This window comes from Paenibacillus sp. FSL L8-0333, assembly GCF_037965665.1.
Taxonomy (GTDB): domain Bacteria; phylum Bacillota; class Bacilli; order Paenibacillales; family Paenibacillaceae; genus Paenibacillus_AQ; species Paenibacillus_AQ odorifer.
On the sequence record NZ_CP150186.1, the window covers coordinates 3916263 to 3943146 of the forward strand.

22 protein-coding genes are annotated in these 26884 nt (G+C 44.0%); 4 read left to right on the forward strand and 18 right to left on the reverse strand.

The genetic code is table 11. The features are described from left to right. Window positions 1-19: 19 nt before the first annotated feature. From miaB to NYE72_RS17545, 6 genes are all read right to left on the reverse strand, one after another. Window positions 20-1606: a tRNA (N6-isopentenyl adenosine(37)-C2)-methylthiotransferase MiaB gene (gene miaB, locus NYE72_RS17520; protein WP_076213440.1), complete on the reverse strand. Its 1587-nt coding sequence runs from the start codon at window positions 1604-1606 to the stop codon at window positions 20-22. 273 nt (window positions 1607-1879) lie between these two features. Then, window positions 1880-2974, reverse strand: coding sequence for an NADH:flavin oxidoreductase (locus NYE72_RS17525; RefSeq protein ID WP_076213437.1), 1095 nt, complete (start codon window positions 2972-2974; stop codon window positions 1880-1882). A 149-nt stretch (window positions 2975-3123) separates the two neighbouring features. Continuing rightward, on the reverse strand, window positions 3124-3969 hold the full coding sequence (rhaD, locus tag NYE72_RS17530) for a rhamnulose-1-phosphate aldolase (protein ID WP_036688060.1): 846 nt from the start codon (window positions 3967-3969) through the stop codon (window positions 3124-3126). A gap of 43 nt (window positions 3970-4012) precedes the next feature. Continuing rightward, window positions 4013-5269: an L-rhamnose isomerase gene (rhaA, locus tag NYE72_RS17535; protein WP_036688063.1), complete on the reverse strand. Its 1257-nt coding sequence runs from the start codon at window positions 5267-5269 to the stop codon at window positions 4013-4015. Between the two features lie 39 nt (window positions 5270-5308). Continuing rightward, on the reverse strand, window positions 5309-6775 hold the full coding sequence (rhaB, locus tag NYE72_RS17540; protein WP_076142133.1) for a rhamnulokinase: 1467 nt from the start codon (window positions 6773-6775) through the stop codon (window positions 5309-5311). A 27-nt stretch (window positions 6776-6802) separates the two neighbouring features. Beyond that, the gene (locus NYE72_RS17545) at window positions 6803-7954 is read right to left on the reverse strand and encodes an iron-containing alcohol dehydrogenase (protein ID WP_076142134.1); all 1152 of its coding nucleotides are present in this window, start codon (window positions 7952-7954) and stop codon (window positions 6803-6805) included. Window positions 7955-8312: 358 nt separating this feature from the next. Here NYE72_RS17545 and NYE72_RS17550 point away from each other — a divergent pair, with 358 nt between their 5' ends. Then, entirely contained in the window at window positions 8313-9068 is a 756-nt protein-coding gene (locus NYE72_RS17550) for a DeoR/GlpR family DNA-binding transcription regulator (protein ID WP_036688147.1), read from the forward strand. A gap of 84 nt (window positions 9069-9152) precedes the next feature. Here the strand turns inward: NYE72_RS17550 and NYE72_RS17555 are convergent, their stop codons facing one another. The 4 genes from NYE72_RS17555 to NYE72_RS17570 all read right to left on the reverse strand — a co-directional run bounded on the left by NYE72_RS17555 (window position 9153) and on the right by NYE72_RS17570 (window position 14578). Further along, on the reverse strand, window positions 9153-9794 hold the full coding sequence (locus tag NYE72_RS17555) for a methyltransferase (protein ID WP_051491555.1): 642 nt from the start codon (window positions 9792-9794) through the stop codon (window positions 9153-9155). 183 nt (window positions 9795-9977) lie between these two features. Continuing rightward, window positions 9978-10871 (reverse strand): phosphogluconate dehydrogenase (NAD(+)-dependent, decarboxylating), encoded by an 894-nt coding sequence (gene gnd / locus NYE72_RS17560; RefSeq protein ID WP_036688068.1) that lies wholly within the window; start codon window positions 10869-10871, stop codon window positions 9978-9980. Window positions 10872-10942: 71 nt separating this feature from the next. Beyond that, on the reverse strand, window positions 10943-12478 hold the full coding sequence (gene zwf / locus NYE72_RS17565) for a glucose-6-phosphate dehydrogenase (protein ID WP_036688070.1): 1536 nt from the start codon (window positions 12476-12478) through the stop codon (window positions 10943-10945). A 1917-nt stretch (window positions 12479-14395) separates the two neighbouring features. Next, window positions 14396-14578 (reverse strand): hypothetical protein, encoded by a 183-nt coding sequence (locus tag NYE72_RS17570; protein WP_143763725.1) that lies wholly within the window; start codon window positions 14576-14578, stop codon window positions 14396-14398. Between the two features lie 173 nt (window positions 14579-14751). Between NYE72_RS17570 and NYE72_RS17575 the strand changes: the two genes are divergently transcribed. Then, entirely contained in the window at window positions 14752-15639 is an 888-nt protein-coding gene (locus tag NYE72_RS17575; RefSeq protein ID WP_339210109.1) for a fructose bisphosphate aldolase, read from the forward strand. 380 nt (window positions 15640-16019) lie between these two features. Here the strand turns inward: NYE72_RS17575 and NYE72_RS17580 are convergent, their stop codons facing one another. The 3 genes from NYE72_RS17580 to NYE72_RS17590 all read right to left on the reverse strand — a co-directional run bounded on the left by NYE72_RS17580 (window position 16020) and on the right by NYE72_RS17590 (window position 19053). Next, window positions 16020-16382, reverse strand: coding sequence for a DUF1304 domain-containing protein (locus tag NYE72_RS17580; RefSeq protein WP_036688073.1), 363 nt, complete (start codon window positions 16380-16382; stop codon window positions 16020-16022). Window positions 16383-16543: 161 nt separating this feature from the next. Beyond that, window positions 16544-17377 carry a hypothetical protein gene (locus NYE72_RS17585; protein ID WP_036688074.1) on the reverse strand — a complete coding sequence of 278 codons (834 nt, stop codon included), beginning with the start codon at window positions 17375-17377 and terminating at the stop codon, window positions 16544-16546. A 92-nt stretch (window positions 17378-17469) separates the two neighbouring features. Next, complete coding sequence (locus NYE72_RS17590; protein WP_339210111.1) at window positions 17470-19053, reverse strand: glycoside hydrolase family 43 protein; 1584 nt, start codon at window positions 19051-19053, stop codon at window positions 17470-17472. A gap of 121 nt (window positions 19054-19174) precedes the next feature. Between NYE72_RS17590 and NYE72_RS17595 the strand changes: the two genes are divergently transcribed. After that, complete coding sequence (locus NYE72_RS17595) at window positions 19175-20032, forward strand: AraC family transcriptional regulator (RefSeq protein WP_051491556.1); 858 nt, start codon at window positions 19175-19177, stop codon at window positions 20030-20032. 7 nt (window positions 20033-20039) lie between these two features. Here the strand turns inward: NYE72_RS17595 and NYE72_RS17600 are convergent, their stop codons facing one another. Beyond that, a complete protein-coding gene (locus tag NYE72_RS17600; RefSeq protein WP_339210112.1) occupies window positions 20040-21494 on the reverse strand; it encodes a glycosyl hydrolase family 28 protein in 1455 nt (484 codons plus the stop codon). A gap of 212 nt (window positions 21495-21706) precedes the next feature. Between NYE72_RS17600 and NYE72_RS17605 the strand changes: the two genes are divergently transcribed. Then, window positions 21707-22813: a glycoside hydrolase family 88 protein gene (locus tag NYE72_RS17605; protein ID WP_051491557.1), complete on the forward strand. Its 1107-nt coding sequence runs from the start codon at window positions 21707-21709 to the stop codon at window positions 22811-22813. A 63-nt stretch (window positions 22814-22876) separates the two neighbouring features. Here the strand turns inward: NYE72_RS17605 and NYE72_RS17610 are convergent, their stop codons facing one another. The 4 genes from NYE72_RS17610 to NYE72_RS17625 are packed head-to-tail and all read right to left on the reverse strand — an operon-like array spanning window position 22877 to window position 26848. Beyond that, window positions 22877-23938 carry a glycoside hydrolase family 76 protein gene (locus NYE72_RS17610; protein ID WP_036688082.1) on the reverse strand — a complete coding sequence of 354 codons (1062 nt, stop codon included), beginning with the start codon at window positions 23936-23938 and terminating at the stop codon, window positions 22877-22879. Between the two features lie 12 nt (window positions 23939-23950). Next, window positions 23951-25006 (reverse strand): glycoside hydrolase family 76 protein, encoded by a 1056-nt coding sequence (locus NYE72_RS17615; protein WP_256717135.1) that lies wholly within the window; start codon window positions 25004-25006, stop codon window positions 23951-23953. Between the two features lie 33 nt (window positions 25007-25039). Continuing rightward, window positions 25040-25927: a carbohydrate ABC transporter permease gene (locus NYE72_RS17620; RefSeq protein ID WP_036688085.1), complete on the reverse strand. Its 888-nt coding sequence runs from the start codon at window positions 25925-25927 to the stop codon at window positions 25040-25042. A 33-nt stretch (window positions 25928-25960) separates the two neighbouring features. After that, window positions 25961-26848, reverse strand: a complete 888-nt coding sequence (locus NYE72_RS17625) for a sugar ABC transporter permease (protein ID WP_036688088.1) — start codon at window positions 26846-26848, stop codon at window positions 25961-25963. Window positions 26849-26884 lie beyond the last annotated feature (36 nt).

Genomic DNA, 26884 nt, shown 5'->3' on the forward strand with positions numbered 1-26884 from the left:
TCTCCCCATTCGTATGTGATTAATGAACAGCTGCGGCCTCAACCACAATATCCCCTTTAATGTACCATGTTTTGGTATCTGTAATTCTCACGTTTACAAATGTGCCGATAAGCTCCTTCGGACCTTCAAAATGGACCAGCTTGTTAGCGCGGGAACGGCCAGAAAGGACTTCGGAGTTATTCTTACTCTCCCCTTCTACCAGCACCTCTACAACTTCACCCAGCATCCGGTCATTAATGATCCGGCTGTTCTCCTTGATGAGATCATTTAATCTTTGCAGACGTTCACTCTTCACCGACATCGGTACATTATCTTCCATAGCGGCTGCTGGTGTACCCTCCCGCGGAGAATAAATGAACGTATATGCCATATCATACCCAACCTCACGCACAAGCGATAGGGTATCTTCAAATTGCTCATCAGTCTCCCCAGGGAAACCAACGATAATATCGGTACTTAATACAGCATTCGGCACACTTATCTTAATCTTACGCACTAATTCCAGGTAAGCTTCCCGGGTATATTTACGGCTCATTTTCTTAAGAACGGCAGTACTTCCCGATTGTACCGGCAGATGGATATGCTCCACCAAGTTGCCGCCTTTGCCTAGAACCTCAATCAATTTATCGTCAAAATCCCGCGGATGCGATGTCATGAAGCGAACGCGCGGAATATCAATCAGGCGCATATCATCCATCAGGTTACCGAAAGTGTAATCAATGTCTATAAAATCTTTACCGTAAGCATTTACGTTCTGCCCCAGCAACGTTACTTCCTTGAAGCCTTGGCGGGCAAGCTCTCTCACCTCAGCGATAACGTCCTCTGGACGACGACTGCGTTCTTTACCGCGTGTAAACGGTACGATGCAATACGTGCAGAACTTATCACAGCCATACATAATGTTCACCCAAGCGCGCATGCCTTCCCGCTTCTTCGGCAAGTTCTCAATAATGTCGCCTTCTTTAGACCATACCTCAACCACAAGCTCTTTACTAAATACCGCTTCTTTAATGAGGTGTGGCAATCTGTGAATATTATGCGTACCGAAGATCATATCCACGAAGCCATGCTTTGACATAATCCGGTTGACTACGCCTTCCTCTTGGGACATGCAACCGCATACCCCTAACAACAGACCCGGCTTCTCGATCTTCAGGTTCTTAAGATGTCCTAGCTCTCCAAATACCTTATCCTCGGCGTTCTCCCGAATCGCACAAGTATTCAGCAAAATGAGATCCGCGTCATTACGGTCAGCGACACTGCGGTAGCCCATCTGTTCCAATAGGCCCTTCATCGTTTCCGTGTCATGCTCATTCATTTGGCAGCCATAAGTCGTTATATGATAATATTTGCCCACTCCGAAATTCTGCATCTCTTCAGGAATCTCGAAATCATAATGCACTTCTATTTCTTCCTTGCCGCGCCGTTTTCCTTCTTTATAGTCAGGCTGGCTATTAATTTGCACATTTCTTCCTTTAATCCGGTAAGTAACCTTACCTTCTTCTTCACTAATTACCTTTGCATCACTAAAATCAAAATATTTCGAATAATCCTTAGAACCCTTGCCGGATTTTAAGTCCGGTGAGTTGTGGTTCCCCTTTGTCATGCTGTTTTCACGTCCTCTATTGTTCAACAATTATTTTTATACTTTGCTAATTTAAAATTATAACATAATGCTGGCCTAACATAGAAGTGCCCGATCTATTAATGATGTAAAGGAGCGTTGCATATCGACAAAAAAATACCCCGCCAACGTTTGGCAGGGTCAAGTTCTATCATATTAAGGGGGGTATGCTACTATTATAAGCAGATACACTACTCTTGAAACAGTTATACAACCTCTTACCTAAAAAAATAGTCATTGTATATTCTGCTAGTTTTAGTAAAGAGTATTCGTCGCTTCAGGAGTAAATGGGATGATTTCGTCTATCGCTCCGCTTTGTACTTTGGCAGGCCAAGCTGGATCGCTAATAAGCGCTCTGCCCACTGCTACCAAATCAAACTCCTCCCGAGCGAACCTTTCAGTTAACTCATCGATATTATCCGCAGGCTTCTGAGCTTTATCTTCTGCGAAGAAATCGCTTTGCAGCCCAATAGAGCCCACTGTAATACACGGCTTCCCGGTAAGCTTCTTAGTCCACCCAGCTAAATTAAGATCAGAACCAGCAAATTCAGGTTGACTGAAGCGTCGGGTCGAGCAATGAAAAATATCTACACCCGCTTCGCTAAGCGGTGCCAGGAAACTCGCAAGTTCTTCTGAAGTCTTCGCCAGCTTCTCATCATACGCCCCCAACTTCCACTGGGAAAAGCGCAGCACGATTGGGAAGTCTGGTCCAACCGCTTGACGGCATGCTTTAATGATCTCGACAGCGAATGTTGTTCTTCCTACCAAATCGCCACCGTAACGATCGGTACGTTTATTCGTTCTATCCCAGAAGAACTGGTCTATCAGATACCCATGAGCGCCATGCAGCTCGATGCCATCAAAGCCAACGCTTTTGGCATTTTCCGCCGCTTGAGCGAAGGCTGTTACTAAACTTTCAACCTCTTCTGTGGTCAGCGGCTCTGTCACCGGCTCACCTGCTAAATTCAGACCCGAAGGGCCTACAGGAAGGGCTTCAACGTTAGGATACTCGCCGATTGTACGCGCCATCCCCACATGCCAAAGCTGCGGGATGATCTTGCCCCCAGCTGCATGAACCTCTTCCACAACCTTCTTCCAGCCTTCTAAAGATGCTTCTTCATGTATATTAGGAATATCTTGGTGACTGACAGCCGCTGGATGATTTACCGCAGTACCCTCAGTAACAATTAATCCCACTCCACCCTCTGCACGTCTACGATAATAAGCGGCAACATTGCTTCCCGGCACACCATTCGGAGACTGCGCGCGTGTCATCGGCGCCATTACAAATCGGTTCGACAGCGAAAGATTCCCCACTTGAAAAGGTGAAAATAGTTGCTCTGTATTCATATGTTACCTCCAATTTATTAATTGATTACTTTAAGTAAGCTTATTATCTACCCAAAAGATGGGAAATGCAAATTTTAAGAAAAAGACAAAAAAAACCGGACCTCGCAGAATCTACGAATGCCCGGTTTTCACCAAATTATAATGACTCTCTAGACTTCAAGAATCCCCGCTTTAGGTGTAACTCCAAATGCTTTAGCTAAATCCCATAGCTGTTGGTCTGTGATCTTTTGTTTGATTTCTCTACCGCCAATCAAGTTGTAGATCGTTGCAGCCTTTTCAACCGTTTCTACTAGACCAAAGGTAGCATCCATGGTGGAGCCCGTGCCAAAAATCCCATGCTGCGGCCAGATGACTAAACGGTGATCCTTCATTTTTTTGGCAGTCTCACGGCCGATCTCACTGCTGCCCGGAACAATCCACGGAATAACGCTGACCCCATCAGGGAAAACAACAAGGCACTCTGTGCACATTTCCCATAGTGTTTTGGTAAACTTTAGTTCGTCCAGATCATGCGTGAAGGTCATCGCGATAACATTTGTAGCATGTGTATGCAGCACGATACGGTGTGTGGGATCTACTTTCAAGCGTTCAATATGACTCATAAAATGCGAAGCGAGCTCACTCGTAGGAACTGCCCCATTCCGCAATCCCCACAATACTTCCACACTTTCGCCATTGCCGCTAACCCTTAACACACCCAGATTCGCTTCAGGGTCTTTAATCACATTTCTGAAATATTTGCCCGAACCTGTTACGATAAAATACTTGCCTGCTAATTCTTTTACCGGAAAGGTGAGTTTGATCGTGCGCAACGGCTCCAGTACATTAATATACTTAGCCACCTCATTCTCATCCAGCAAATAGCTGACATTCCCACCATTCAGTTCATCCCAGCCAAGCTCCCACATATGACGGGTGATCTCTGACATTTCCTGAATAAATGGAGCTTCACTGCTGGCAATATAACCTTTTGACTCTAACAAGGATGTACTCATAGTCTATTCTCTCCTTTGTATTTGCTGCTCTCCGTATCCACTTTTATCTTAAAGACAAAACGTCCTGTTCATAATTTTTGACTTCAGTAAGCCATTGCTCACGCACCGGTGTACCTTGTGATGCACAGTAGTAATCCCAGACCGCTCCAAACGGATACGATTTGAACTCTTCTACCAGAGCAAGACGTGAAGTATAATCCCCGGACTGCTCGATTTGCTTAAGTTCTTCCACGGGTTCCAGCATCGCACGCAGCAACGCCTTAATAGTGTTGCGGGTGCCAATGACCCATGCCGCGAGATGATTGATACTGCCATCAAAGAAATCCAATCCAATATTTGTACGAGGAAGTAAGTCCCCACGAACTAATTCACGGGCGATTTCCAGCAGCTCATCATCCATCGTTACCACATGGTCACTGTCCCAGCGGACAGGTCTGCTAACATGCAGCAGCAGCTGCTCACTGAACATCAGAATCGAAGATAATTTATTCGAAATCACTTCTGTAGGATGAAAATGTCCCGCATCCAGACAGATTGCTTTTCCATTTGTTAAACCATAACCCATATAGAATTCATGAGAACCTACCACATAGCTTTCAGAGCCAATTCCAAACAGTTTACTTTCCAAGGCATCCATATTATAAAGCGGATCTATTTCCTGACTAAAAATCTCATCCAGCGACTCTTTTAAACGTACTCTTGGAGCTAGCCGATCTACTGGCGTATCTTTATAACCGTCTGGAATCCAAAAATTCGTCACACAAGGCTGACCCAGCTCCCGCCCAAAATGCTCAGCGATCGTACGTGAAGCTTTACAGTGTCTGATCCAGAAATCCCGAATCTCCGCGTCCGAATGACTGAGAGTGAATCCATCGGCTGCTTTCGGATGTGAGAAACAAGTAGGGTTAAAATCAAGCCCTAAGCCCTGCTCCTTCGCCCAATCCACCCAGGATTGAAAATGTCGTGGCTCTAGTTCATCCAAATCTACAGGTTCATCTGTATCTGCGTAAATAGCATGCAGGTTAACCTTATGTTTACCAGGAATAAGAGATAACGACTTTTCTAAATCTTGACGTAGTTCATCTGGTGTACCCGCCCGGCCCGGATAACTTCCCGTTACCGCAATGCCCCCGCTTAGTTCTTTTTCCTTAAAAAGAAAACCTTTTACATCATCACCCTGCCAGCAATGTATGGAAATTTTAATTTGCGCGAGTCGCTCCAGCACTTTATCCACATCAATACCGTGGGCGGCGTATAGTTTTTTGGCTTCGTTATAGCTAGTGATAATGCTCTGATCCATGCTGTTTATCCTCCTAAAATAGTGCAATGTCTGTTTCGCTTAGATAAGCTCATTCACTCTGGACAGATGAAGGCTTCTCCAGCGATTTAGAATGTTATCAAAATGCTTGATCGGCTGCGGAATGTATGATGTTATTTCAAAAGATTGTTCGATAATAGCTCTTGCCTCAGTTATGTCTGCAATGGAATCTGTGCTAATCATCTGCACTACTATATTTCCTAGAGCAGTCGCTTCCGTTGGTCCAGCCTTTACTTCCCTGCCGATAACATCAGCTGTTAGTTGGCATAAAAGCCGGTTGTTCGCCCCGCCGCCGACAATTTGCAATCCCTCGATCCGACCTTCTGTCAGCTCCTCCAACTCTTCCAAATAAGTTAGATAGGATAACGCCAAGCTGTCAAAAACACAACGTGCTAACTGTCCAGGTGTCTCCGGAATGGGCTGCCCACTCTCCATACAGGCACTGCGGATTTCTTCTATCATGTTGGATGGATTAAGAAACCTTGGTGCATTACAAGGGATCAGGCTGCGAAACCCTTCTTCTCCCTGTGCAAGCTCTGCAAGCTCCGTAAAACTATATCGATTGTTCAGTAATCTGCGAACCTCTTGAATAAGCCATAAGCCCATTACATTTTTGAGGAATCTATAAGTTCCGTAGGCTCCCCACTCATTGGTGTAGTTGGCCTGCATGGCTTGTAGAGAATTTAGAGGCTCCGTTCTTTCTACACCGAGTAAAGACCAAGTTCCACTGCTGATATAAGCTGAGCCTTCTTGAAGTGGAGCACCTAGCACTGCTGAGGCCGTATCATGGGAAGCCACACAGATCAGTTGGCATTCTGGCAGGTCATATTGTTGGATTAAAGCTTCGTCAAGAGGACCAACCACTACACCAGGCTCAGTTAATTTTGAAAATTGATCTTTCCTGATATTCAAGAATTCTAATAGGTCATCGTCAAAATCCCGGCTTTCCAGATTCAACAGCTGTGTTGTAGATGCAATAGTAACCTCATTGATCTTGCGGCCAGTCAGTCGGTAATATAGATAATCTGGTACAAGTAAAATTTGATCCGCTTGCGCTAACTCTTCTTCATTATGAACATATAACTGATTCAAGGTATTGATGGATAACTGCTGGATTCCTGTCTTTTCATAGACGGTTTGTGGTGAAAGCTGCTTTGCCACCAGATCCACAGCCAGATCCGTTCTGCGGTCCCGGTAGGCGTATACTTCCTGAACACGATTCCCGTCCGCATCTACCAGCACATAATCTACACCCCATGTATCAATACCGAGCGTACAGGTAGTAATTCCATCGGTTTTAGCCTTCTGAAGCCCGATCATAATCTGCTCTACTAAATAATCAATGTCCCAGAAACAGGAACCCTCTTGTTCCGTAAAGCTATTGCTAAAGCGATGAAGCTCTTCTAAGGAAAGAATACCTTCTTGCAATATTCCGCGCACCAATCGCCCACTTGAGGCACCGATGTCAACGGCGATGTGATTATTCATAAACAATCTCCTATGATAAGGGGTGATTTATAATATTTTTTTGAACAGTGTAATAACTTCTTCTTTAGTAGGAATAAAAGGGTTCCCTGGTGCACAAGCATCCTTCATCGAATTTTCAGCCAGAAGATCAAGATCTACTTCTTCTACACCAAGCTCGGATAATTTGGCTGGAATCCCTACTTCTTTAGACAACGCCTTGATCGACTCAATTACGAAATCCGCGCATTGTTTATCCGTTTGGTTCTCTACATTAAGTCCAATCGCTTTAGCAATGGATCTGAATTTCTCAGGCACATATTTGGCATTTTCTTCTTCCACAAAAGGCAGCAGCATCGCGTTACATACGCCGTGCGGCAGATCGTATACGCCGCCCAGCTGATGCGCCATCGCATGCACATAACCAAGCCCCGCATTATTGAAAGCCAATCCGCCAAGGAATATCGCGTATACCATCTGTTCACGCGCTTCGATATCATGGCCATTCTTCACAGTACGAGCCAGGTTAGCAAAAATTAGCTCCACTGCGGCTAGTGCCGTAGCATCAGTTACCGGATAAGCTCCTGGCGTCACCAACGCTTCAATCGCATGAGTCAGTGCATCCATACCCGTGGCCGCGGTAAGTGCAGCTGGTTTATCAACCATAAGCTCAGGATCGTTGACTGAAATCGTCGCAAGGCTGTTTTTATCTACCATAACCATCTTCACTTTGCGATCTTCGTCTGTGATTACATAGTTAATGGTCACTTCAGCCGAAGTACCAGCAGTGGTATTCACGGCGACAATCGGCAGTGATTTATGCTTAGACTTGTGTACACCTTCATATTCTTTGATATGACTGCCATTTGTGGCAATGATACCAATGGCTTTGGCAGTATCCTGTGGTGATCCACCGCCGATGGAAATCAGATAATCACAATTCTGCGACTTGAGATAATCAACGCCATCGTGGACATTTTTACAGGTCGGATTGGGTTTCACTTCATCATAGATGGCATATTCAATCCCCGCTTCGTCCAATACCGCCAGCAATTTACCAGCAATGCCACTTTTCATAAGGAATTTGTCCGTAACTACTAGCGCCTTTTTTAATTTAAGTTCTTGGATGTATGGACCAATCTCCTGCAAGCATCCCTTGCCCATAATATTGATCGATGGAACATAATACACATGCGTGCTCATTGCTTGACCAGCCTCCTAAAGTTAATTTATCAACACCAAAGTTTTACACACAACTCTGCAAGCTAGAGCGTAGTATTCCGGCTGCAGCGCCTCAGGCTGGCCTCTGAATCGCAACTGGGCCGGCTCTGGTATCTTTCAAATCTAATTACCACTACAGGACTTCTTTTCTCCTTCATCGTATGTCTGCAAATCTTTGTTGTCAACATTTTAAATATTATTTGTGTTGTTTTTATTTGTTTTATATCCGTTTTGTGAATATTATTGGAAAACAAACATGATTCTACGTTGATTTTATTGCAAAACACAGATATTTGGAGCTAAGATTAAGGAATATACAGATTTCGGAAAGGTGATCCCTATGCTTGCAGCTGAAAGACGCAAAAAAATAATAGATCTTGTTCATCAGGATAAACGAGTATTAGTCTCTGATCTAAGCCGGATGTTTGAAGTTACAGAAGAGACGATACGCAGAGATTTGGAGAAGCTGGAGAAGGATGGCATTCTGAGCCGAACCTATGGCGGGGCCATGCTGAATCGTCACACGAACGAGGATTTGCCTTTTGTTACACGCAATGCGCTGAATACAGATATCAAACGGGGAATCGCCCTCAAGGCGCTCGATTTAATCAATGATGGAGATACGTTAATGGTGGATCCTAGCTCCACAGCCTTTGAGTTTCTAAAACTGCTTGGCAATAAAAACAATCTGACCATTATCACGAACTCGATTAATATTTTGCATGAGTTCTCGAATTCAGGGATGGATATCATCTCTACCGGTGGTTCTTTACGTTACCGATCCATGTCACTCGTGGGTCCTGTAGCACATGACACCATTCAAAGATACAATGTGGACACTGCGGTTATCAGTTGTAAAGGAATTGATATGGAGCGGGGCATCACAGATTCTAATGAACCGGAGTGTGAGCTCAAGAAATATATGCTACGTCAAGCTAACAAGGTCATACTCCTGGCCGATCACACCAAATTCGATAAGACCGCCTTTACGAAGCTGATCGAGCTTGGCCAAATCGACTTTTTGATCACAGACCGCCAGCCTTCTGAGGTTTGGTTGAAACGCCTGAACGAAGAGAATATCGAGCTTCTCTATTAATCGGGCTCAAACGCCTTCGGCGCCCAATTAAAAATGCCGTTCCCCAATGAGTAATGGGTGACGGCATTTGTTGTATGGAGATGATTATCTTTCTGTATAAACCTGAGAGATTGGGACTACGTTGACTGTTGATTTGGGATTTTCGCGCTTCACTTGCGTTGTGGTTTTTTTCCTGCAAATATATACAAGCGCTGGCGGAAAATTCAGCAGCACCCACTTCGTGTGTAGGATCTCAAAATGCTGGCTCAACTCTGTTTTCATCCGCGGAAAATATTCATAGGTTATAAACCACCCTCCTTCTTTTAAAGAAGACGTGATCTGTTCCATAAACCTAGTGCGGTCTGGCTTCGAGAAATTCATCAAAGACAAACTACTCACGATACAATCCAGCTTCTCCAGACTGCTGTTATGAAGCGCAAGACGCAGCCGGAGACAATCGTTGTTGCAGAAACATCCGGGGAATTCCTCTCTTAATTGACTGCGAAAATCAGGATCTATTTCAAATAGAAGAACATTCATACCGGTCTTTTCTCCACGCGGAATAAACCTTGTGATTGCACCAGTCCCCGCACCCAACTCAGCCATAGAATGCACTTGGTTCCAAGGCACTGGATCAAGCAACGTCTGGGCCAGCCAATGTGAACTGGGAGTCACACTACCATATTGTCGGGGCGCATGCAGAAATTTATTTAGAAAATGAAGTCGCTCACGAATTCCACTTTGCATGAAATCTCCCCCTTGCTTCCTAACTTACCCTTCTACCCCTAAAATATGTAAACTGCATTAAATTCGTACTCCATCTATACTTCCCATTATCTATCCCCCTTAAAATAAAAAGCCCAAATTTCTCCGCAACATAAATTGCGGGAAATTCGAGCTTGTAAACACTCAATTCAGAGTCGGCCAATTTTATTTAGTTTCCACAGCATGTCCGCCGAACTCGTTCCGCAGTGCAGCAACTACTTTGCCAGTGAATGTGTCGGTCTCAAGGGAACGGTAACGCATCAATAACGCCATTGCGATAACCGGAGTCGCCGCTTGTAGATCAAAGGCGGTTTCAAGCGTCCATCTGCCTTCACCAGACGAATGCATAATGCCCTTGATCTCATCTAGTTTAGCGTCCTTCGAGAAGGCGCGTTCCACAAGTTCCATCAGCCATGAACGGATTACAGAGCCGTGATTCCACACCCGAGCTACTTCCTCAAAGTTGTAGTCAAATTCACTCTTTTCCAGAACCTCAAAACCTTCACCGATCGCAGCCATCATGCCGTATTCGATACCGTTATGCACCATTTTTAGAAAATGGCCGCTACCTGCTTTACCAGCATATAAAAAGCCGCTTTCTACAGCTGTATCACGGAAAATTGGCTCCACAACTTCCCAAGCTTCGGGATCTCCGCCAACCATGTAACAAGCGCCATTACGCGCCCCTTCCATACCACCAGAGGTGCCTGCATCCATAAAGTGAATTCCGTGCTCCTTCAATTCCTCATACCGGCGAATAGATTCCTTGTAGTGCGAGTTTCCTGCTTCAATAACGATATCACCTTTAGACAATTGTGGAGTGAGTTCAGCGATTACAGAATCAACGACCTGATGCGGAACCATGATCCAAATGATTCTTGGCGTTTCCAATTGCTGCACCAATTCAGGAAGCGTAACTGCTCCACTAGCGCCTTTAGCTTTCATTTCTTCTACAGCAGGTGCATTCAGATCAAAAGCAACAACCTCATGTCCATGATCCAGCAAATTTTGACCCAAATTAAAACCCATTTTTCCTAACCCAACTAATCCTACTTTCATGTAAATTCCCTCCGATTTATAGATTCTTATGATGTATTTTAGCTAAATTGGCAAAAAAAACAGGCAGGGGCTTAAGCCCCTGGCCGTATAGATTCCTGCGCTGCTGCAACTTCTGCTTGAGCGTCGAGAACATCTGACTCCTGATCTGCATCATCAAACCACCAGCGGTCTTCACCCAAAAGCTCCATAGCCGCATTTGGACCATAAGAACCTGAAGCATAGGTATGAAGTGGCATTAGCCCCTCCTCCATAGCTTCCTGGATTGGTGTAACCCATTGCCATGACAGCTCGACTTCTTTCCAGTGAGCGAAGAAAGTGGCGTCACCACGAAGCGCATCAAAGATCAGATTTTCGTAAGCTTCTGGTACGTCTGAAGTTCCGGCTTCATAAGTAGCGAGGACAGGTTCAAGTTTCCCTTTCTGCAACTGATCCTTCGTATTCAACTGAAGCGTAATGGCTTCATTTGGACCGATCTCGATGATGAGTAGATTTGGAACGTCATTCCCTTTATTTTTGTTATTGTTATCATTAAACGGTTCTTTAAATTCTATAACAATTCTTGTTGATTTCTCTTTCATTCTCTTGCCGGTACGGATATAGAACGGAACTTCATTCCACAATGGATCATCTATAAACAAACGCGCTGCAATAAACGTCTCATTTTGTGAGGATTGGCTAATTCCTGGTTCATCTAAGTATCCTGCAACAGATTTACCTTTAATTTCACCTTCAGCATATTGTCCGCGGACAACGTATTGATTAACCTCGTCTTTACTTAACGGAATGAGGCGCTCCATGACATATCTTTTCTTCCCGCGGATCTCTTCAGGTGTACTGCCTTTTGGAAGCTGCATCGCCATCATCATGAGCAATTGCAGCATATGGTTCTGGAACATATCACGAAGTGCCCCAGCTTTATCATAATAGCCTGCCCGTTCTTCAACGCCAACAATCTCACTCGCCGTAATTTGCACATTTGCGATATAACGATTTTTCCACAGTGCTCTAAGTACAGGATTTGAATATTTTAGAACTTCCAGATTCTGAACCATCGGTTTACCCAAGAAATGGTCAATTCGGAAAATCTCTTCTTCTGCAAATACGGCATTCAAGCTGTCATTTAACTCTCTTGCTGTTTGCAAGTCTGTACCAAAAGGCTTCTCAATAATCAGACGCTTCCAGCCCTTCGTCGATCCCAGACCACTGGAATGAATATTGGCGGCAATTTCCTTGAAAAACTCAGGACCCACCGATAAATAGAACATCCGATTCTCCGGAATGTTAAAAAATTGCTCACGACGTTTAACATGCTCCAGGAGCTTAAAATAATCTTCTGTATTACCTACATCTAGAACGCTATATTCAAAAGCTTCCAAGAAAACCTGCAACTGTGGAGATTCTACTGCCGGTTGTCTAGAAAATGTCTGCAAAGATTGCAGGACTTGCTTACGGAAAGCTTCGGTTGAAACTTCTCTTCTTCCTAATCCAATCACTGAGAGAGGACCTGAAATTTGACCATCTAAAAAGAGGTTATATAGTGCAGGATAGATTTTACGTTTTGCTAAATCTCCTGTAGCGCCAAAAAGCACAAATGTTGATGATTCCACTTTCATTCCTCCTGCTATTATATATTATTTATTAACTTACTTTTAATTACTAGCATACTCAGTAGAATCAATCATACGACTGATATTTTTATTCGTCAACCTCATTTCGACATTTACGAAAAGTTATTATTTTCACAAAGCTTCGAATTGGTAATTATGATTAATGTCACACCAATTATCTTATTGGATTATTCATATTAAATTACTAGGAAATAATCCGCGAGCAAGTTAACAACCCGCTCCCAGCATGGGTTTAGGTGCTCTAACTTTACACACTCTGATTTAAAATTCTTCATACAAAGCTGTTTATAACATGATCAAAATTCCCAGTCGCCTAAATGTGATCATCCTTCCATTGTGTTTCAAACTAACTTTAAGTAATTGACTGGATTGGTCTGTCGCGCCTCGAAGAAGACTATGCGATTTGATTCCAAGTTTGGGAATTAAGCATAAAAAGTGACTACTTCGAGGAATATTATCAGAGAATACTTCGAAGGAATTTTCACTCAGCATTTCGGAATGACTTGGAGTCTCCCAAGAGGACAATATGTTGTAAAGAGTACCTTTGGGAACGAGTTGAGGTTTGCTAGGTGAACCCTGTGAATGTCTTGAAGTTTGCTAGGTGTGCGCTTTGGGGGATCACTTTAAAGTTCGCATAGAGCGTCTTTAGTTTCTGCTTGGAGTAACATTTATGTTTACCCGCATCTCCGACTGCTGCGAGATCGGACCTAACAGACCTTATTCGTCGATTCTCACTCGTCTGCGTTGGCTGCATGTCCACACCATGGAGGGGACGGACTCAGGTGGCCTCAAACGTCGATTCGTTCTCATCAACCGAGGCTGTATGCCCACACTAACTATGGGTTCGGGCTCAGGGACATTATAAGTCGATGCTTACTCATCTGCCGAGGCTTTTTCTCCACACCATGTATGGTCCGGACTCAGGAGACGCTATTTCGCAGATTTTGATCATTTCGCCATGCTATCGGACTCAGATGCAGCTATTCGACCAAATGTACGCCTCTATGGTGCAAAAACTTGCCAATAAGAGCTATGCGGTCCGAAACTTATGAAAAATGCTCCAAAAACACTAAATAGCTGCAATACAGTCCGTTACGATGATGTAGTATCGTCAATAGTGGCTAGTCGGACTTAGTTGACCTCAAACGTCGATTCGCACGCGTCTGCCGAGGCTTTATCTCCACACCATGTATGGTCCGGACTCAGGAGACGCTATCTCGCAGATTTAGCCCATTTCGCCATGCTATCGGACTCAGATGCAGCTATCCGACCAAATGTACGCCTCTTTGGAGCAAGAACTTGCCAATAAGAGCTATGCGGTCCGAAACTTCTGAAAAATGTTCCAATAACACTAAATAGCTGCAATACAGTCCGTTACGGTGTGTATTATCGTCAATCTTGGCTAGTCCGGACTCAGGTGACCTCAGACGTCGATTCGTACTCGTCAGTTGAGGCTTTATGTCCACACTAACTATGGGTTCGGACTCAGATGACGCTATACGTCGATCTTAATCGTCTGCTGAGGCTACCGTCCTCGCCATCGAAAGTCCGGACTCAGGAGACGCTATTTCGCAGATTTAGCCCATTTCGCCATGCTATCGGACTCAGATGCAGCTATTCGACCAAATATACTCTTCTTTGGAGCAAAAACTTGGCAATAAGAGCTTTGCGGTCCGATACTCCTGAAAAATGCTCCAAAAACACCAAATAGCTGCAATACAGTCCGAACGATGATGTAGTATCGTCTATCTTGGCTAATCCGGACTCAGATGACGCTATATGTCGATTCTTAATCGTCTGCTGAGGCTACTCGTCCTCGCCATCGACGGTCCGGACTCAGGAGACGCTATTTCGCAGATTTAGGCCATGTTGCCCTGCTATCGGACTCGGATGCAGCTATTCGACCAAATCCACTCTTCTTTGGAGCAAAAACTTGGCAATAAGAGCTTTGCGGTCCGATACTTCTGAATAATGCTCCAAAAACACCAAATAGCTGCAATACAGTCCGAACGATGATGTAGTATCGTCTATCTTGGCTAATCCGGACTCAGAAGACCACACACGTCGATACCACGTCATCCTCATAGAACAACCGGACCCAGAAGTCCTTATATCGCAGATTCAAAACTACTCATGACGAACTAGTTACCAGCCGAGTTTACAATACCATTTGTTTAGAGCCGGTACATTAAGTGTTATAGTTAATGAACATAAGAATTTTCATTCAGTTCACGAAAGGAAGGAGAATTTTCATGAATATGGAGCAATGGGAACGAATTCGGACGGGACAGGGATTTATAGCTGCCTTGGATCAAAGTGGTGGCAGTACACCAAAAGCGCTGCTGCAATATGGTGTTGCAGAGGACAGTTACTCTAATGAAGATCAAATGTATGGGTTGGTTCACGAGATGAGAACGCGCATTATCAAGAGCCCTGCATTTGATTCTAAGCATATACTGGGTGCAATCTTATTTGAGAACACAATGGATCGTTCTATAGACGGTCAATATACTGCCGATTTTCTATGGGAGAAAAAAGGTATTGTGCCTTTCCTGAAAATCGATAAAGGGCTTGCCGACCCTGAGGACGGAGTACAACTAATGAAGCCTATTCCCGGCTTGAATGATCTTCTGAAGCGGGCCAACGAACGTAACATCTTCGGTACAAAAATGCGCTCGGTGATTAAAGAGGCTAACCCTGCCGGTATAAAAAAGGTGGTAGAACAGCAGTTTGAAATCGGCAAGCAGATTATAGCAGCGGGACTCGTTCCTATTATCGAACCGGAAGTTGATATCCACACTGCTGATAAAACAGCTTCAGAGAAGCTGCTAAAAGAAGAACTATCGGCCCAATTGTCTACGCTGGGCAAAGACGTGAAGGTCATGCTTAAGCTCTCCATTCCAACGGAGAATAATTTCTACCGCGAATTAATGGATGATCCTCACGTTTTGCGAATTGTCGCTTTATCAGGCGGTTACACACAAGCAGAAGCAAACGATAAGCTCGCCCATAATCAAGGGCTGATTGCCAGCTTCTCACGTGCGTTATCGCAGGGACTAAGCGCTGGACAATCAGAAGAAGAGTTTAACGCGCTCCTCTCCAAATCTGTAGAAGCGATTTATACAGCATCTATTAAATAAGATCCTCATTTAACCAGCACATAAAAAGAGCTGTTTCCCGACAGGTGATCCCTGCTGGGAAGCAGCTCTTTTTTATGATAAGGTTTTACTTTTAAAGTCTAGAACTTTCAGATTAAACGCCATTTCGTCTACTCTTTCAGCCCACACAAGCATGCAATAAGTTTGCTAAAGTCCCCCTTTCATCTTATCTAAAGGCCGCACCTTTACCTAAAACATATTAATCTACCACTTCTTTGCTGTTTCTTTAGTACACCTATTCATAATTTCTGCATTTAAACCAGCGCATATCCTTTCCCAATAATTTCTTGATCTTACGCAAAAAAGGGCTCCACCACGCATGTACGCGAGGTAGAAACCTAATCGATTACTTCTAAGTTATCTTAAATCGAAACCACGAGGATTAATGCAACTAAGGCTGGAAGACCTTGCATAAACAAAATAGACTTTTTCACCGTCAGTCCGCCATATAATGCCGCCACAATAACTGTTGCCAAGAAGAAGATTTCAATTTGATGGCCGAAATTTACATTCGGATGAACCAATCCCCAAATTAAACCTGCCGCCAAAAATCCATTGTATAACCCTTGATTCGCGGCCAGAGTTTTAGAAGCATCCGCAACTTCCTGTGTCATTCCAAAGACTCGAAGCCCTTTTGGCTTTGACCAAGCGAACATTTCTAAATAAACAATATAGATATGTATTAACGCAACAACACCGACCATAATATTAGCTACCCATACCATCAAAATAACCACCTTTATTTAATTTGTGTACAATTTAATTGTATCATACCAAAGTTAAAAAGTGTATACATCATCCCATAAACAATTCGAAACTAAAAAAGAATAGCCATAATCTTCAAAAAAAAGACTATCGCTATTCCATACGTAATGTTTATGAAATTCTAAAATATTTTTGCAGCAATATAAACGGTCACGCTATTGTAAAAACCATAATGAGAGCCATTGCTCCAGACGAAATTGCTAGGATCTGAAATTGCTGTGTTTTGAGAAGGTTGATGTCCATGTTTCTCTGACCATAAACCTGAGCTATTTTGAAGCATGAAGTGGTAATCAACGTTATCCTCAGGAATATCGACTTTACCATTCCCATTTGAGTCGATCCACCCCACTCTAAGTGCAATACGATGTTCATCGGAATTAATCGCTGCAGTTCGGCCCGGAAGTATCCGCCAACCTGGCTTAAAATATAAAGGATTCGTATTGCCATCTTGAACCACAAGACCAGCAGTATAATACACATTAGTAAAATAGGCAGGATCTCTGACATTTGAGACCCCGTCTCCATCACCAGGGTTGATTGCCCCTGGAAATCTTAAGGCATAACCATAACAGTTAATTCCATAGCTATTTTCGGCTGTATACGGCCATGCATGACCATAAGCGGAAGATAGGGTTGCTTGCGGAGAATCAGGTTCAAAAGTAGGTGTTATTAGCTCCGGTGCCAACAATTCATTATTTATAAGGTTGTCATCTGCTGGGGGCACAAAGCTTGAAGACTCTTTGAGTTCTCCAACAGTAGTAACATTTCCTTGTGTGTCCACAATAATCGTATCGTCGCCTTTCCATTCTCCAACCCAAGCCTTTTCCGGTCCAGAAGTTTGGACTTCTTTCAAATTACTCACGTCGACGTCGATGGGTGCGGCCATTGCAGCAGAGGACAGGGCCAGATTCAGCAAGAGTGTGCAGGTTAATACGACTTTATAAGTCTTTTTCAAAATCACAAACATCCCTTTCTATGTAAGATAAGTAAAAATTAACATTTTATCCTAAAATAGAATATGAAGAATGTTATGGTTTTTTTGAACACCTATAAAGCTTTATATTCAAAATAGTCAAAATAAGCCGGCTTCGCTTGCTGATCCAAATCCTGAGCACATACCCCGACATAGGAACCGGTAAAGCCGAGCTTACCGCCATATTCATCCGAAAGCGTGCCAAAATCTAAGGGAGTACAGACAGCTGTCCAATTCACCCCATCTGGAGAGGCATAAAACAACAGATCACGTCCATGAATTTCCGCCTTTAGATAATAACGATCCCAATTCTTCACAGATAGCTGCATAGAGGAAATCTCATCGTATTTGCCACCTCTACACAGCACAACGCCCAAACTAGTTCCACGGATCTCATCTGCGGTAACACGCAAATAATAGTAATCACTGTCATCATAATAGAGGACTAGTCCAGCCATTTGCAGGAAGCTATCCGGCTTGAATTCCAGACAGGTTGTAGCTGAGCATTCAAAATGTTGAATCGGCCGGGCAATTAAGCTCTGATCATGCAGTGAAGCTAACGACTCTCTACCGCGCAGACGAAGAAACCCTGGGCGTTCCTTCAAGCTAACCCAAGATTCATCAAAGGGCACACGCAAGCTTTGGTATGGAAATCCAAGAACCTCTCCATCAAAATCATCTCTGTTTGGCAGCTCCTCAAAAGTGAATACCGGCAGCTCAGGAGCCATTGTCTCCAATGCAGGCAGCTTCCCTCCGTGGGCCAATCGCAACCAGCCATCCTCTGTCCATTCACAGCGTTGAATAGCAGTTTCCCGGCCTAACGGATTCATCGTTGACGTTCCCGGAATCGGACGTGTGCATAAATGTGCCATGTACCAGTCCCCATTCTGAGTCTCTACGAGCGATCCATGACCTGCTTGCTGAAACGGGTAGGTCAGATCATGCGCCGTGGTCATAATCGGGAAATCCGGATCAGTCTCATAAGGACCTGTGAGGCTTCGGCTTCTAGCTAAGGTAACCATATGGTTGATGCCGGTGCCCCCTTCAGCTGTCAGTAAGTAATAGTACCCATCCTTCTGGTACAATTGCGGACCTTCGGTCACTCCGATAGGTGTCCCTTTATAAATTTCATGGATAGGTCCCGTTAATTTGCCAGTCTCCGGGTCATATTCCTGCATAATGATGCCAGAGAAGTTATTGTGATTTTTACGGAAATCCCAACGCATATTAAGCAGCCATTTGGTCCCGTCCAGATCATGGAACAAAAATGGATCAAACCCGCTCCCATTAAGTCTAACCGGCTCACTCCACGGACCCATGATATCAGTCGCTGTAATTAAATAGTTATGCAGATCTTTATATACACTTTTGCGAGATTTCACATCTGTAAATAGCAGATAGAACACGCCTTGATCATAAGAAAGCGCTGGTGCCCAAATGGAACCAGAACTTACGTTACCACGCAGATCTACTTGTGAGGCTTCTGTCAGAACACGTGAAATGGAATGCCAATGGACTAGATCCTTGGAATGATGGATTTCTACACCTGGAAACCATTCAAAAGTAGATGTTGCGATATAATAATCATCCCCTACTCTAATAAAAGACGGATCTGGATGAAAACCTGCCAACACCGGATTAACAATTTTTCGCGTCATAATGTTACCCTCCACTACCGGATTTTTCATAGTTTAACGTATTTATTGTATCGCTTTCATAATAATTAAAGTTATAATGGGATATAAGAAAATGTTTATATTTTGTCATCTTGGAGGGCCTATGAAGCAGCTGTTCGAACCTGTTGTTTTTGAAGAACATAAGACCTTGATTTGGGATTATAAAATATATACCGACGACTATTACAAAGGTTATTATCACTGGCATCAATGCTGCGAAGTCATGTTCGTGTATGGCGGACAGGGAAACGTTGTTGTGAATCAGCAGATGTACGATATTCGCAGGGGAATGTTATTCTTTTTCCAGCCCTATCAGCTGCACCGGATCTATTCTGAGGTTTCTCCCGAGTGTCCTTTTGAACGAACCATCTTCTACATTGATCCACATGTTGCTGAGCACCTGCTGGAGGGTTTTGCGAAAAGAAAGGCTTTATTCACAGCGCTTTGGCAAGGAAAAAATACACATTGTGCCTTTGATCTTAAGGACCACGTTGAGTCTGTGGAGTGGATTCTGGAGCATTATAATCACAATAAAAAAGTCAGTCTGACTGAGGATACCGAAGACATTTCACTGTTAATTCTTCAATTATTGAGCAGTATAGGAACTGAAGATCAGCATGTATTCCAATCAGGAGAACGGCGAACCTTGCGCTATTCTGAGAAAATCATGAGTTTTATCGAAGAGCATTATCATGAGGAGGTTAATCTGGATCAGTTGGCTGAGGAGATTCACTTGTCCAAATCCTATATCTCCAGAATCTTTCATCAGGAAACCGGAGGAAGGCTTGTTGATTATCTGACTGCCCGCCGGATCAAACAGGCCTGCCGCTTGTTAGGAACGACAGACCTGCCTGTGGAGCAAATCGGAATCACTGTTGGTTTTCCAAATGCCTCTTATTTCAATCAACTGTTCAAAAGAGTCCTAGGGACGACTCCATTAAAATATAGAAAAAGTAATTAGATCTAATCTACACAACCGTATTTTTTTCAGTAACGAAGAGTATATTTTTAGCAAAATGATTAATATCTATCAGCTCTGGGCGGGGGGCGTCCATCAGTTCACCATTGAACCTTAAATTGACAAAGGTCACATTTTCAACAGCTCTCTCTTCGTCATATCCATAAATTCGTGAAGGGTTGGCCGTCCCGCTATAGCTGATGTCTCGAAATGTAATGTCCCGGATGCTTGTCCCCGGCTCTGGATTGTAGTCCTTGTTATAGACCACTCGCACATCAATTAGCTGCCCCTGCTCAATACGTTCCACACGTATATTCTCATATAGAACATTACATACCTTATTTCGATCCCCGGCATTAATCGCCAGTGCCCCCCAATAATTCTCTTGCGGTTCGTGATGATTCAAGATATCAATATTCGCAAAAACAATAGACTCAATTACGTCACCATTCCGTTCATGGTCACCATGAGTGCCAATCATCAATGGATGAGCAACATCCGCCCACAGAATAGAATCACGAACGCTAATATTGCGGGTATCCCCATAAAAATCCCATCTTGAGCCATAGATAGCAATACAATCATCAGAATTACGCATAAAAACATCCCGGATTCTAATCTCAGAACTAGACATGATATCAATGCCATCAGACCAACCGCGAGTGCTAAACGATTTGAAATTATCAATCACAATCTGCTCAGACTGCCCGATGAAAATGCTATAATGTGGCGGATCAATCACGGTAATACCTTCCACATTTATAGATCGTGAAAAAACAATTCGTATCCCTCGAAAGGCCGAGAATCGATGAAAATCCGCAAGATAAATTATACCGCGACCACGAATGGATACATCATGAACTCCCTCGCATACCAAGGAACCTACAAGCACAGAACCTCCGGCAAGATACACCGTGGTTTCCGAAGGGACCGGCAATACTGTTTCTTCTATATAATGTGTGCCCGGGGCGAAATAAAGCACCTTCCTCTTTTCACGAGGATCAGCAGCGGCATTTTCCAGCAGACGTAAAAGATCAGGTTTCCGGTGTATACCCGGTTGGACTACTAGGACATTAGCATCCTCTGGTTGAGGGGCATCCTTCTCCTTAGGGTTAGCAAATAAATGCAGATTCCGAAAAATATCACCGTTGATCTCAATCGATAACTTTTGCGGACCCGTTAGCTTAAACAAAATAGTATTTCCATGATGTTCGTAAGTGACCTCTCGCGAAGCCGGAGCAATGTTCACACAATCAATCTCCGTATAAAGACAGGTGACTTCAACTTCTACTGTACCTTCCAGATCAAAATAAGCCATGGATGCAGGACGTACCTCATGCATATCTACCTTAACCTCGTAAATAAACAAGCTATGCCATTCTCCTTCAGGCTGCCGTACTCTGACCTTATAATCCTCACGTCCCGGGAAATCTTTAGGTGCTTTATATACTTGTAAATCATCCACTTTACCATCCTCCTGTTCATTTAGATTGTATCGCTTCTAACACCGATAAAGTTTTATTGTGTTATGCAGAAATGTTTGTATTTTGTCAGTTATAGATTAAAAGCCTGTTACAACATGACAATAATCAAACATTTCCTTATATCAAAACACAACTTTCCTGAACTTTAGAAAGCTATACTCATAACATCCTAAATACACTGGAGGCAGTAACAATGACAAACCCTTATTGGCAAGAGATCATGGGTAGACTCGATACAAAAGTAGAACGTATGATAGAGCAGATCGGTGATAAGTGCCCGCATTTCGCCGGAAAAGATGGCAAATTTGATGATATCGGTTCAGACTGGTGGACTACAGGGTTCTGGCCTGGACTCCTCTGGATCATGCATGATATGACCGGAAAAGACCTTTACAAGGAGGCCGCTTGGCATTGGGACGGTACCTTGGAGGAATGGTTTATTAAACCAACGGTTGAGATGCATCACGATGTGGGATTCCAATTCCTACCGACAGCTGTAATCAAACATACAATTACAGGTGACGAAGATGCCCTGCGCAGAGGAATTGAAGCGGCGAATTTCCTCGCTGCCCGCTATAATCCTGTAGGCAAATTCATCCGCGCATGGAATGAAGATAAATACGGCTGGGTAATTATCGACTGTATGTTAAATATCTCCCTGCTGTTCTGGGCCAGCAAAGTGACAGGTGATCCCCGCTATAAGCATATTGCAATTAACCACGCCGAGACGACGATGCAATATGGCATACGTGAGGATGGATCCACCAAACATATTATTTCTTTTGATGCAGAGACAGGTGCTTATATTGAGAATTTTGGCGGTCAAGGCTACTCGGCTGAATCCTCTTGGAGCCGTGGAACGGCTTGGGGACTGTACGGCTTCATCAATACTTATCGCCACACTGGAGATGAACGTTTCCTGAACACTGCTAAACGGATCGCACATTATTTCATCTCTGCTTTACCCGAGGATCAAGTCCCTTTTTGGGATTTCCGCCTAGAGGATGACACACGGATGTTCCGAGATAGCTCCGCAGCCTCTATAGCCGCTTCAGGATTATTAGAGCTTGCAGATATCGTACCATTAGGCGAAAAAAGTCTATATGCAAATGCAGCGGAGCGAATTCTGCGCTCACTGACTGAAAATTACGCAACCTGGGAGCAGCCGGAGCATGAAGCGATTTTATTGCACGGAACTGGCAGTGGCGATTCCTTCATTGATGTATCCCTGATCTATGGAGACTACTATTATATTGAGGCTATCGCTAAATTAAATGGCTGGAAGCATCGAATCTTCTAATTGTAGATAGTTATTCAAACAACAAAAAGACACCTCTCTTGAGGTGTCTTTATATTTTATATGCTACTCGTTCGCCAGTGCCGCCGCACCCTCCAGCAGCATCAAGCCGCTGAGTTGAATGCTCAGCTGAACCGGAAGCTCCGGTTTCACTTCCCACGATGAACTGCACAGACCCAGTTGTTTATCCAGACCTTTTTCCCATAACTGCATTGCATTGGCCAATACGACCTCGCGAATACGGATATTTTCAGGAGATTCTTTACAGAGCTGAACCAAATAACGAATCAGAATACCCTTGAACAAACCCGTATCATCAATGCCTTCATCAGGCAGTATCAGATTAACCGGATCACATAACCGATCAATACAAGTATTAGCCGTTCGATTCGCATCTTCTAAGTAATGAACATTACCCGTATTCTTGTAAAGCTCTAGGCCAGCGCCTAGAAACACTCCCTGACAGTACGTAAACTCCCAATCGTAATCGATCTGGCCATCCCCGCGTCTATTCATCCCATCCCACACAAAACCAGTCGCAGAATCCACTAAATATGTCTTGTTCCATTCATAGATACGGAGTGCCCACTCCAGATCCTCTTGCTTATGAAAAAGTTCATATAACCGGGCTGCAAGGATAACGGCAGGTGCATTGGCAGGAGTGTTTTTATAATCGAGCTGATCCTTCTTCCACGCCAGACCTCCACCCAACTGTTCATTCCAAGCCGTCTTAATATCCTCCCATAGATCAAGCACAGCACTTAAATAGGCTTCATGTCCTGTAACCCGATAAGCACGCAGCAACGCCAATGCTGTCCATTCCATATCATCATAGTAATTATGCCTGAAAGTCCCCCCGTTATAAGCTTGCAGACTTTGACTTAGCTCCTTAATTCTCAAGGAATACATAGGATCTCCACTACGCTCATAACCATCTACTAAAATATCAATGACATGAGCCTGCCACCAATAATAAAAGTTTTCCCCCGCAACGTTGTACTCTCTGGGATACCATTGGTTCATGATCCCAGTCTCAGCATTATAATAATTACGTAGTAGACATTGTTGGAACCACTCGGACTTTTCCTGCCAACTGACCGCTTCTATGGCTTCCTTTGCTTGTGTCATTAAGAACTCACCTCAAACCTGTTCCTTAGTTAATTCAGCCATCTTCTCCAGCAGCTTGATCGCACTAAGCTGGGAGCTGAGCTGAATTACAACAGCAGAGGACGAAGTCCAATCTGTGCCAAACAACACTGTGTCCTCTGACTTTCCTTGTTCCCAGAGACATTCTGCATTCGCACGCAGGAAATCAACAGCATCAACTGCTGCAGAATCAGCTTTAACCCATTCAGCTGTATAGCGAATCAGGATCCCTTTAAACAGTCCCGCATCACCATTCCCTTCATCTGGCAGCACACCTCCCTGAGAGTCAGCAAGTTCATGGGCTGCGGCGGCAAAGGTTAGGTGAGCATCCTCTAAATATTCTTGCTCTTTAGTAATACGGTACAGTTCAACTGCTGCGCCAATGAAGACGCCTTGATTGTAGGAGTATTTCCAATCCTTATCGATCTGGCCATTGCCAGTGCGATTCATGCCATCCCATACAAAACCCGTTGCCGGATCTACCAGATGCTCTTTTTGCCATCTGTATATTTTTAACGCCCATTCAAGATTGCTAGCTTCACCAAAAGCTTGATACAAGCGTGCCGCAAGTATAGCTGCCGGTGCGTTGGCTGGTGTATTTTTATAATCCAACTGTGACTTCTGCCAAGCAATCCCACCGCCCATATGCTCGTTCCAGCCTGTCTGAATGTCATTCCATAAAAGAAGGGCTGTATCTTTATAACCTTCCACTCCTGTTGCTTGATATGCACGAAGCCACGCGAGAGCCATCCATTCCATATCATCATACAACTCGTTTGGCCATACTCCACCATTTCGCTGAAGCAGACCTTCATGAAGTGCGGAAAGCCTTTCGGCATACCAGTTCTCTCTAGTCCGCTGTAGTCCATCTACCAATACATCCACAGCATGAGCCATCCACCAATAATGAAAAATCGTGTTGCATTCTCCATTTGGACAAGGTGTTTCTATATTGTACATTTTGATCGCTTCATTCCAGAAGAATGAATCCAGCGCAGCTTGTGCTTGATTCGCCCGTGCCTCCCAAATCCCTATCTCCAATTGGTTCATATAGACTCTCTCCCTGGTTCGATTTTTGTTGCATTAACCCTTAATACCACTAAAGGCTATTCCCTGTACAAAATAACGCTGAAGCGCTAAAAACAACACCAATATCGGCAAGATCGCTACTAGCGCACCAGCCATCATTGGACCGTAGTCTGTTTGAAAATTATAAGAAAAAGCTTGAAGTCCCATTTGAATCGTTGCTTTGTTGGGATCATTCAGCACAATCATTGGCCATAAGAAACTGTTCCAGCCCGCTTGGAAGGTAAAGATACTTAAAGTAGCCAACGCTGGTTTAGTCAACGGCAAATAAATCCGCCAAAATATTTTAAACTCTCCACAGCCTTCGATCCGGGCCATTTCCATCATGTCACTAGGCAAGGTGAGAAAGAATTGCCGCATAAAGAACACAGCAAAGGTTCCTGAAGCGCCCGGAAGAATAATCCCCCAGAATGAGTTCATCAGCCCGTTACCCCCGCTACCAAAAATATCATTGCCTCCAAAAAGAGGAATATGGCGCATAACATAAACCGTGGGGATCATCGTCACAATGCCTGGTATCATCATCGCCGCAAGCAGCACGCGGAATATTGGCTTATTGAGCTTAAAATTCAACTTTGCAAACGCGTATCCACTGATGGAACCAAAGAACAGATTCGCCAGTACACCCGCTACTGCAAGTACAAGCGAATTCCAGAAATAGAGCGCAAACGGAACCGTAGTAAATGCCTTACGATAGTGTTCTAAGGTCAAATGTGAAGGAAACCACCGGATGGGCATGGCGAATATCTCTTCGTCAGGCTTCAAGGATGTAAGAACACTCCAATAAAAAGGTAGAAACATTACGATGGCAATAACAATGCACACTATATAATAGATAGATTTACTTAAGCTTCTTTTTAATAACGAACTTCCGCTAGTATCCATACCTCTATCCCCCTTCTGCATGGCAAGCCCGGCTTATACAATGGACTCCTCCGCCTTTGTGATCCGCATGTTTATAAGTGAGAATATGAGAATCGCCACAGCAAGCACAAATGCTTGTGCAGACGCATACCCCATTTGCAATTGATTAAAGCCCTGCTGATAGATCAGATAAACCGGGGTCTTTGTCATATTCGCCGGACCACCCTGCGTCAGCACAAAAGCTTGGTCGAACAACTGCAACGCACCAATAATTGACATCGTACTGACAAGAAAGGTCGTTGGTCGCAGCTGCGGCCAAGTAATAAACCGGAAACAAGCCAGCTTATTAGCACCGTCCAGCCGTGCAGATTCGTACAAATAGTCAGGCACGCCTTGCAGACCTGCCAAGTAGATAATCATATTAGAACCTACCGACTGCCAGAGGGTAAGCATAATAATGGACAACATCGCCGTTCGTGTCTCGGATAACCAAGCCGGACCTGTAATCCCAACATAAGACAACAATCCGTTAACCAAACCAAATTCAGGATGCAAAAGCCAGATCCATACCGTAGCTGCAGCAACAGCGGATGTAAGGGTAGGCAGATAATTCAGTGTGCGGAACAACTTTACCCCACGCCAGGATCGACTAAGTAGAATCCCGAGGAGAAGCGAAATCAGAATATTAAACGGAACGAAAATGATGGAATACAGAAATACATTTCGGAATGTTTTCCATAACAAACTGTCCTCTATCAAACGGCGATAGTTATCAAAACCGATCCAATCGTTTCTACTAAGTACATCGTAGTTGGTAAAGCTTAAATATAGCGCCATTACCACGGGGATGACCGTGAAAACTGTAAACAGCAATACCGTGGGTGTAATAAACAGATAAGCCGTCCGCGCCTGATGTTTCTCTAGCTTTCTGATGGAAGCCATTTCAGCTACCCCCTCCTAAGCAAAAGGGAGGCGAAA

What these genes read in the sequence shown, in the direction of transcription:
- NYE72_RS17605 (WP_051491557.1), top strand. Translation starts at nt 21,707, where the DNA reads ATGACAAACCCTTATTGGCAAGAGATCATGGGTAGACTCGATACAAAA.
- rhaB (WP_076142133.1), bottom strand. Translation starts at nt 6,775, where the DNA reads ATGAATAATCACATCGCCGTTGACATCGGTGCCTCAAGTGGGCGATTG.
- NYE72_RS17615 (WP_256717135.1), bottom strand. Translation starts at nt 25,006, where the DNA reads ATGAACCAATTGGAGATAGGGATTTGGGAGGCACGGGCGAATCAAGCA.
- gnd (WP_036688068.1), bottom strand. Translation starts at nt 10,871, where the DNA reads ATGAAAGTAGGATTAGTTGGGTTAGGAAAAATGGGTTTTAATTTGGGT.
- rhaD (WP_036688060.1), bottom strand. Translation starts at nt 3,969, where the DNA reads ATGAGTACATCCTTGTTAGAGTCAAAAGGTTATATTGCCAGCAGTGAA.
- NYE72_RS17595 (WP_051491556.1), top strand. Translation starts at nt 19,175, where the DNA reads ATGAAGCAGCTGTTCGAACCTGTTGTTTTTGAAGAACATAAGACCTTG.
- NYE72_RS17555 (WP_051491555.1), bottom strand. Translation starts at nt 9,794, where the DNA reads ATGCAAAGTGGAATTCGTGAGCGACTTCATTTTCTAAATAAATTTCTG.
- NYE72_RS17525 (WP_076213437.1), bottom strand. Translation starts at nt 2,974, where the DNA reads ATGAATACAGAGCAACTATTTTCACCTTTTCAAGTGGGGAATCTTTCG.
- NYE72_RS17545 (WP_076142134.1), bottom strand. Translation starts at nt 7,954, where the DNA reads ATGAGCACGCATGTGTATTATGTTCCATCGATCAATATTATGGGCAAG.
- NYE72_RS17590 (WP_339210111.1), bottom strand. Translation starts at nt 19,053, where the DNA reads ATGACGCGAAAAATTGTTAATCCGGTGTTGGCAGGTTTTCATCCAGAT.
- rhaA (WP_036688063.1), bottom strand. Translation starts at nt 5,269, where the DNA reads ATGGATCAGAGCATTATCACTAGCTATAACGAAGCCAAAAAACTATAC.
- NYE72_RS17620 (WP_036688085.1), bottom strand. Translation starts at nt 25,927, where the DNA reads ATGGATACTAGCGGAAGTTCGTTATTAAAAAGAAGCTTAAGTAAATCT.
- NYE72_RS17550 (WP_036688147.1), top strand. Translation starts at nt 8,313, where the DNA reads ATGCTTGCAGCTGAAAGACGCAAAAAAATAATAGATCTTGTTCATCAG.
- NYE72_RS17580 (WP_036688073.1), bottom strand. Translation starts at nt 16,382, where the DNA reads ATGGTATGGGTAGCTAATATTATGGTCGGTGTTGTTGCGTTAATACAT.
- NYE72_RS17570 (WP_143763725.1), bottom strand. Translation starts at nt 14,578, where the DNA reads ATGACGTGGTATCGACGTGTGTGGTCTTCTGAGTCCGGATTAGCCAAG.
- NYE72_RS17625 (WP_036688088.1), bottom strand. Translation starts at nt 26,848, where the DNA reads ATGGCTTCCATCAGAAAGCTAGAGAAACATCAGGCGCGGACGGCTTAT.
- NYE72_RS17575 (WP_339210109.1), top strand. Translation starts at nt 14,752, where the DNA reads ATGAATATGGAGCAATGGGAACGAATTCGGACGGGACAGGGATTTATA.
- NYE72_RS17610 (WP_036688082.1), bottom strand. Translation starts at nt 23,938, where the DNA reads ATGACACAAGCAAAGGAAGCCATAGAAGCGGTCAGTTGGCAGGAAAAG.
- miaB (WP_076213440.1), bottom strand. Translation starts at nt 1,606, where the DNA reads ATGACAAAGGGGAACCACAACTCACCGGACTTAAAATCCGGCAAGGGT.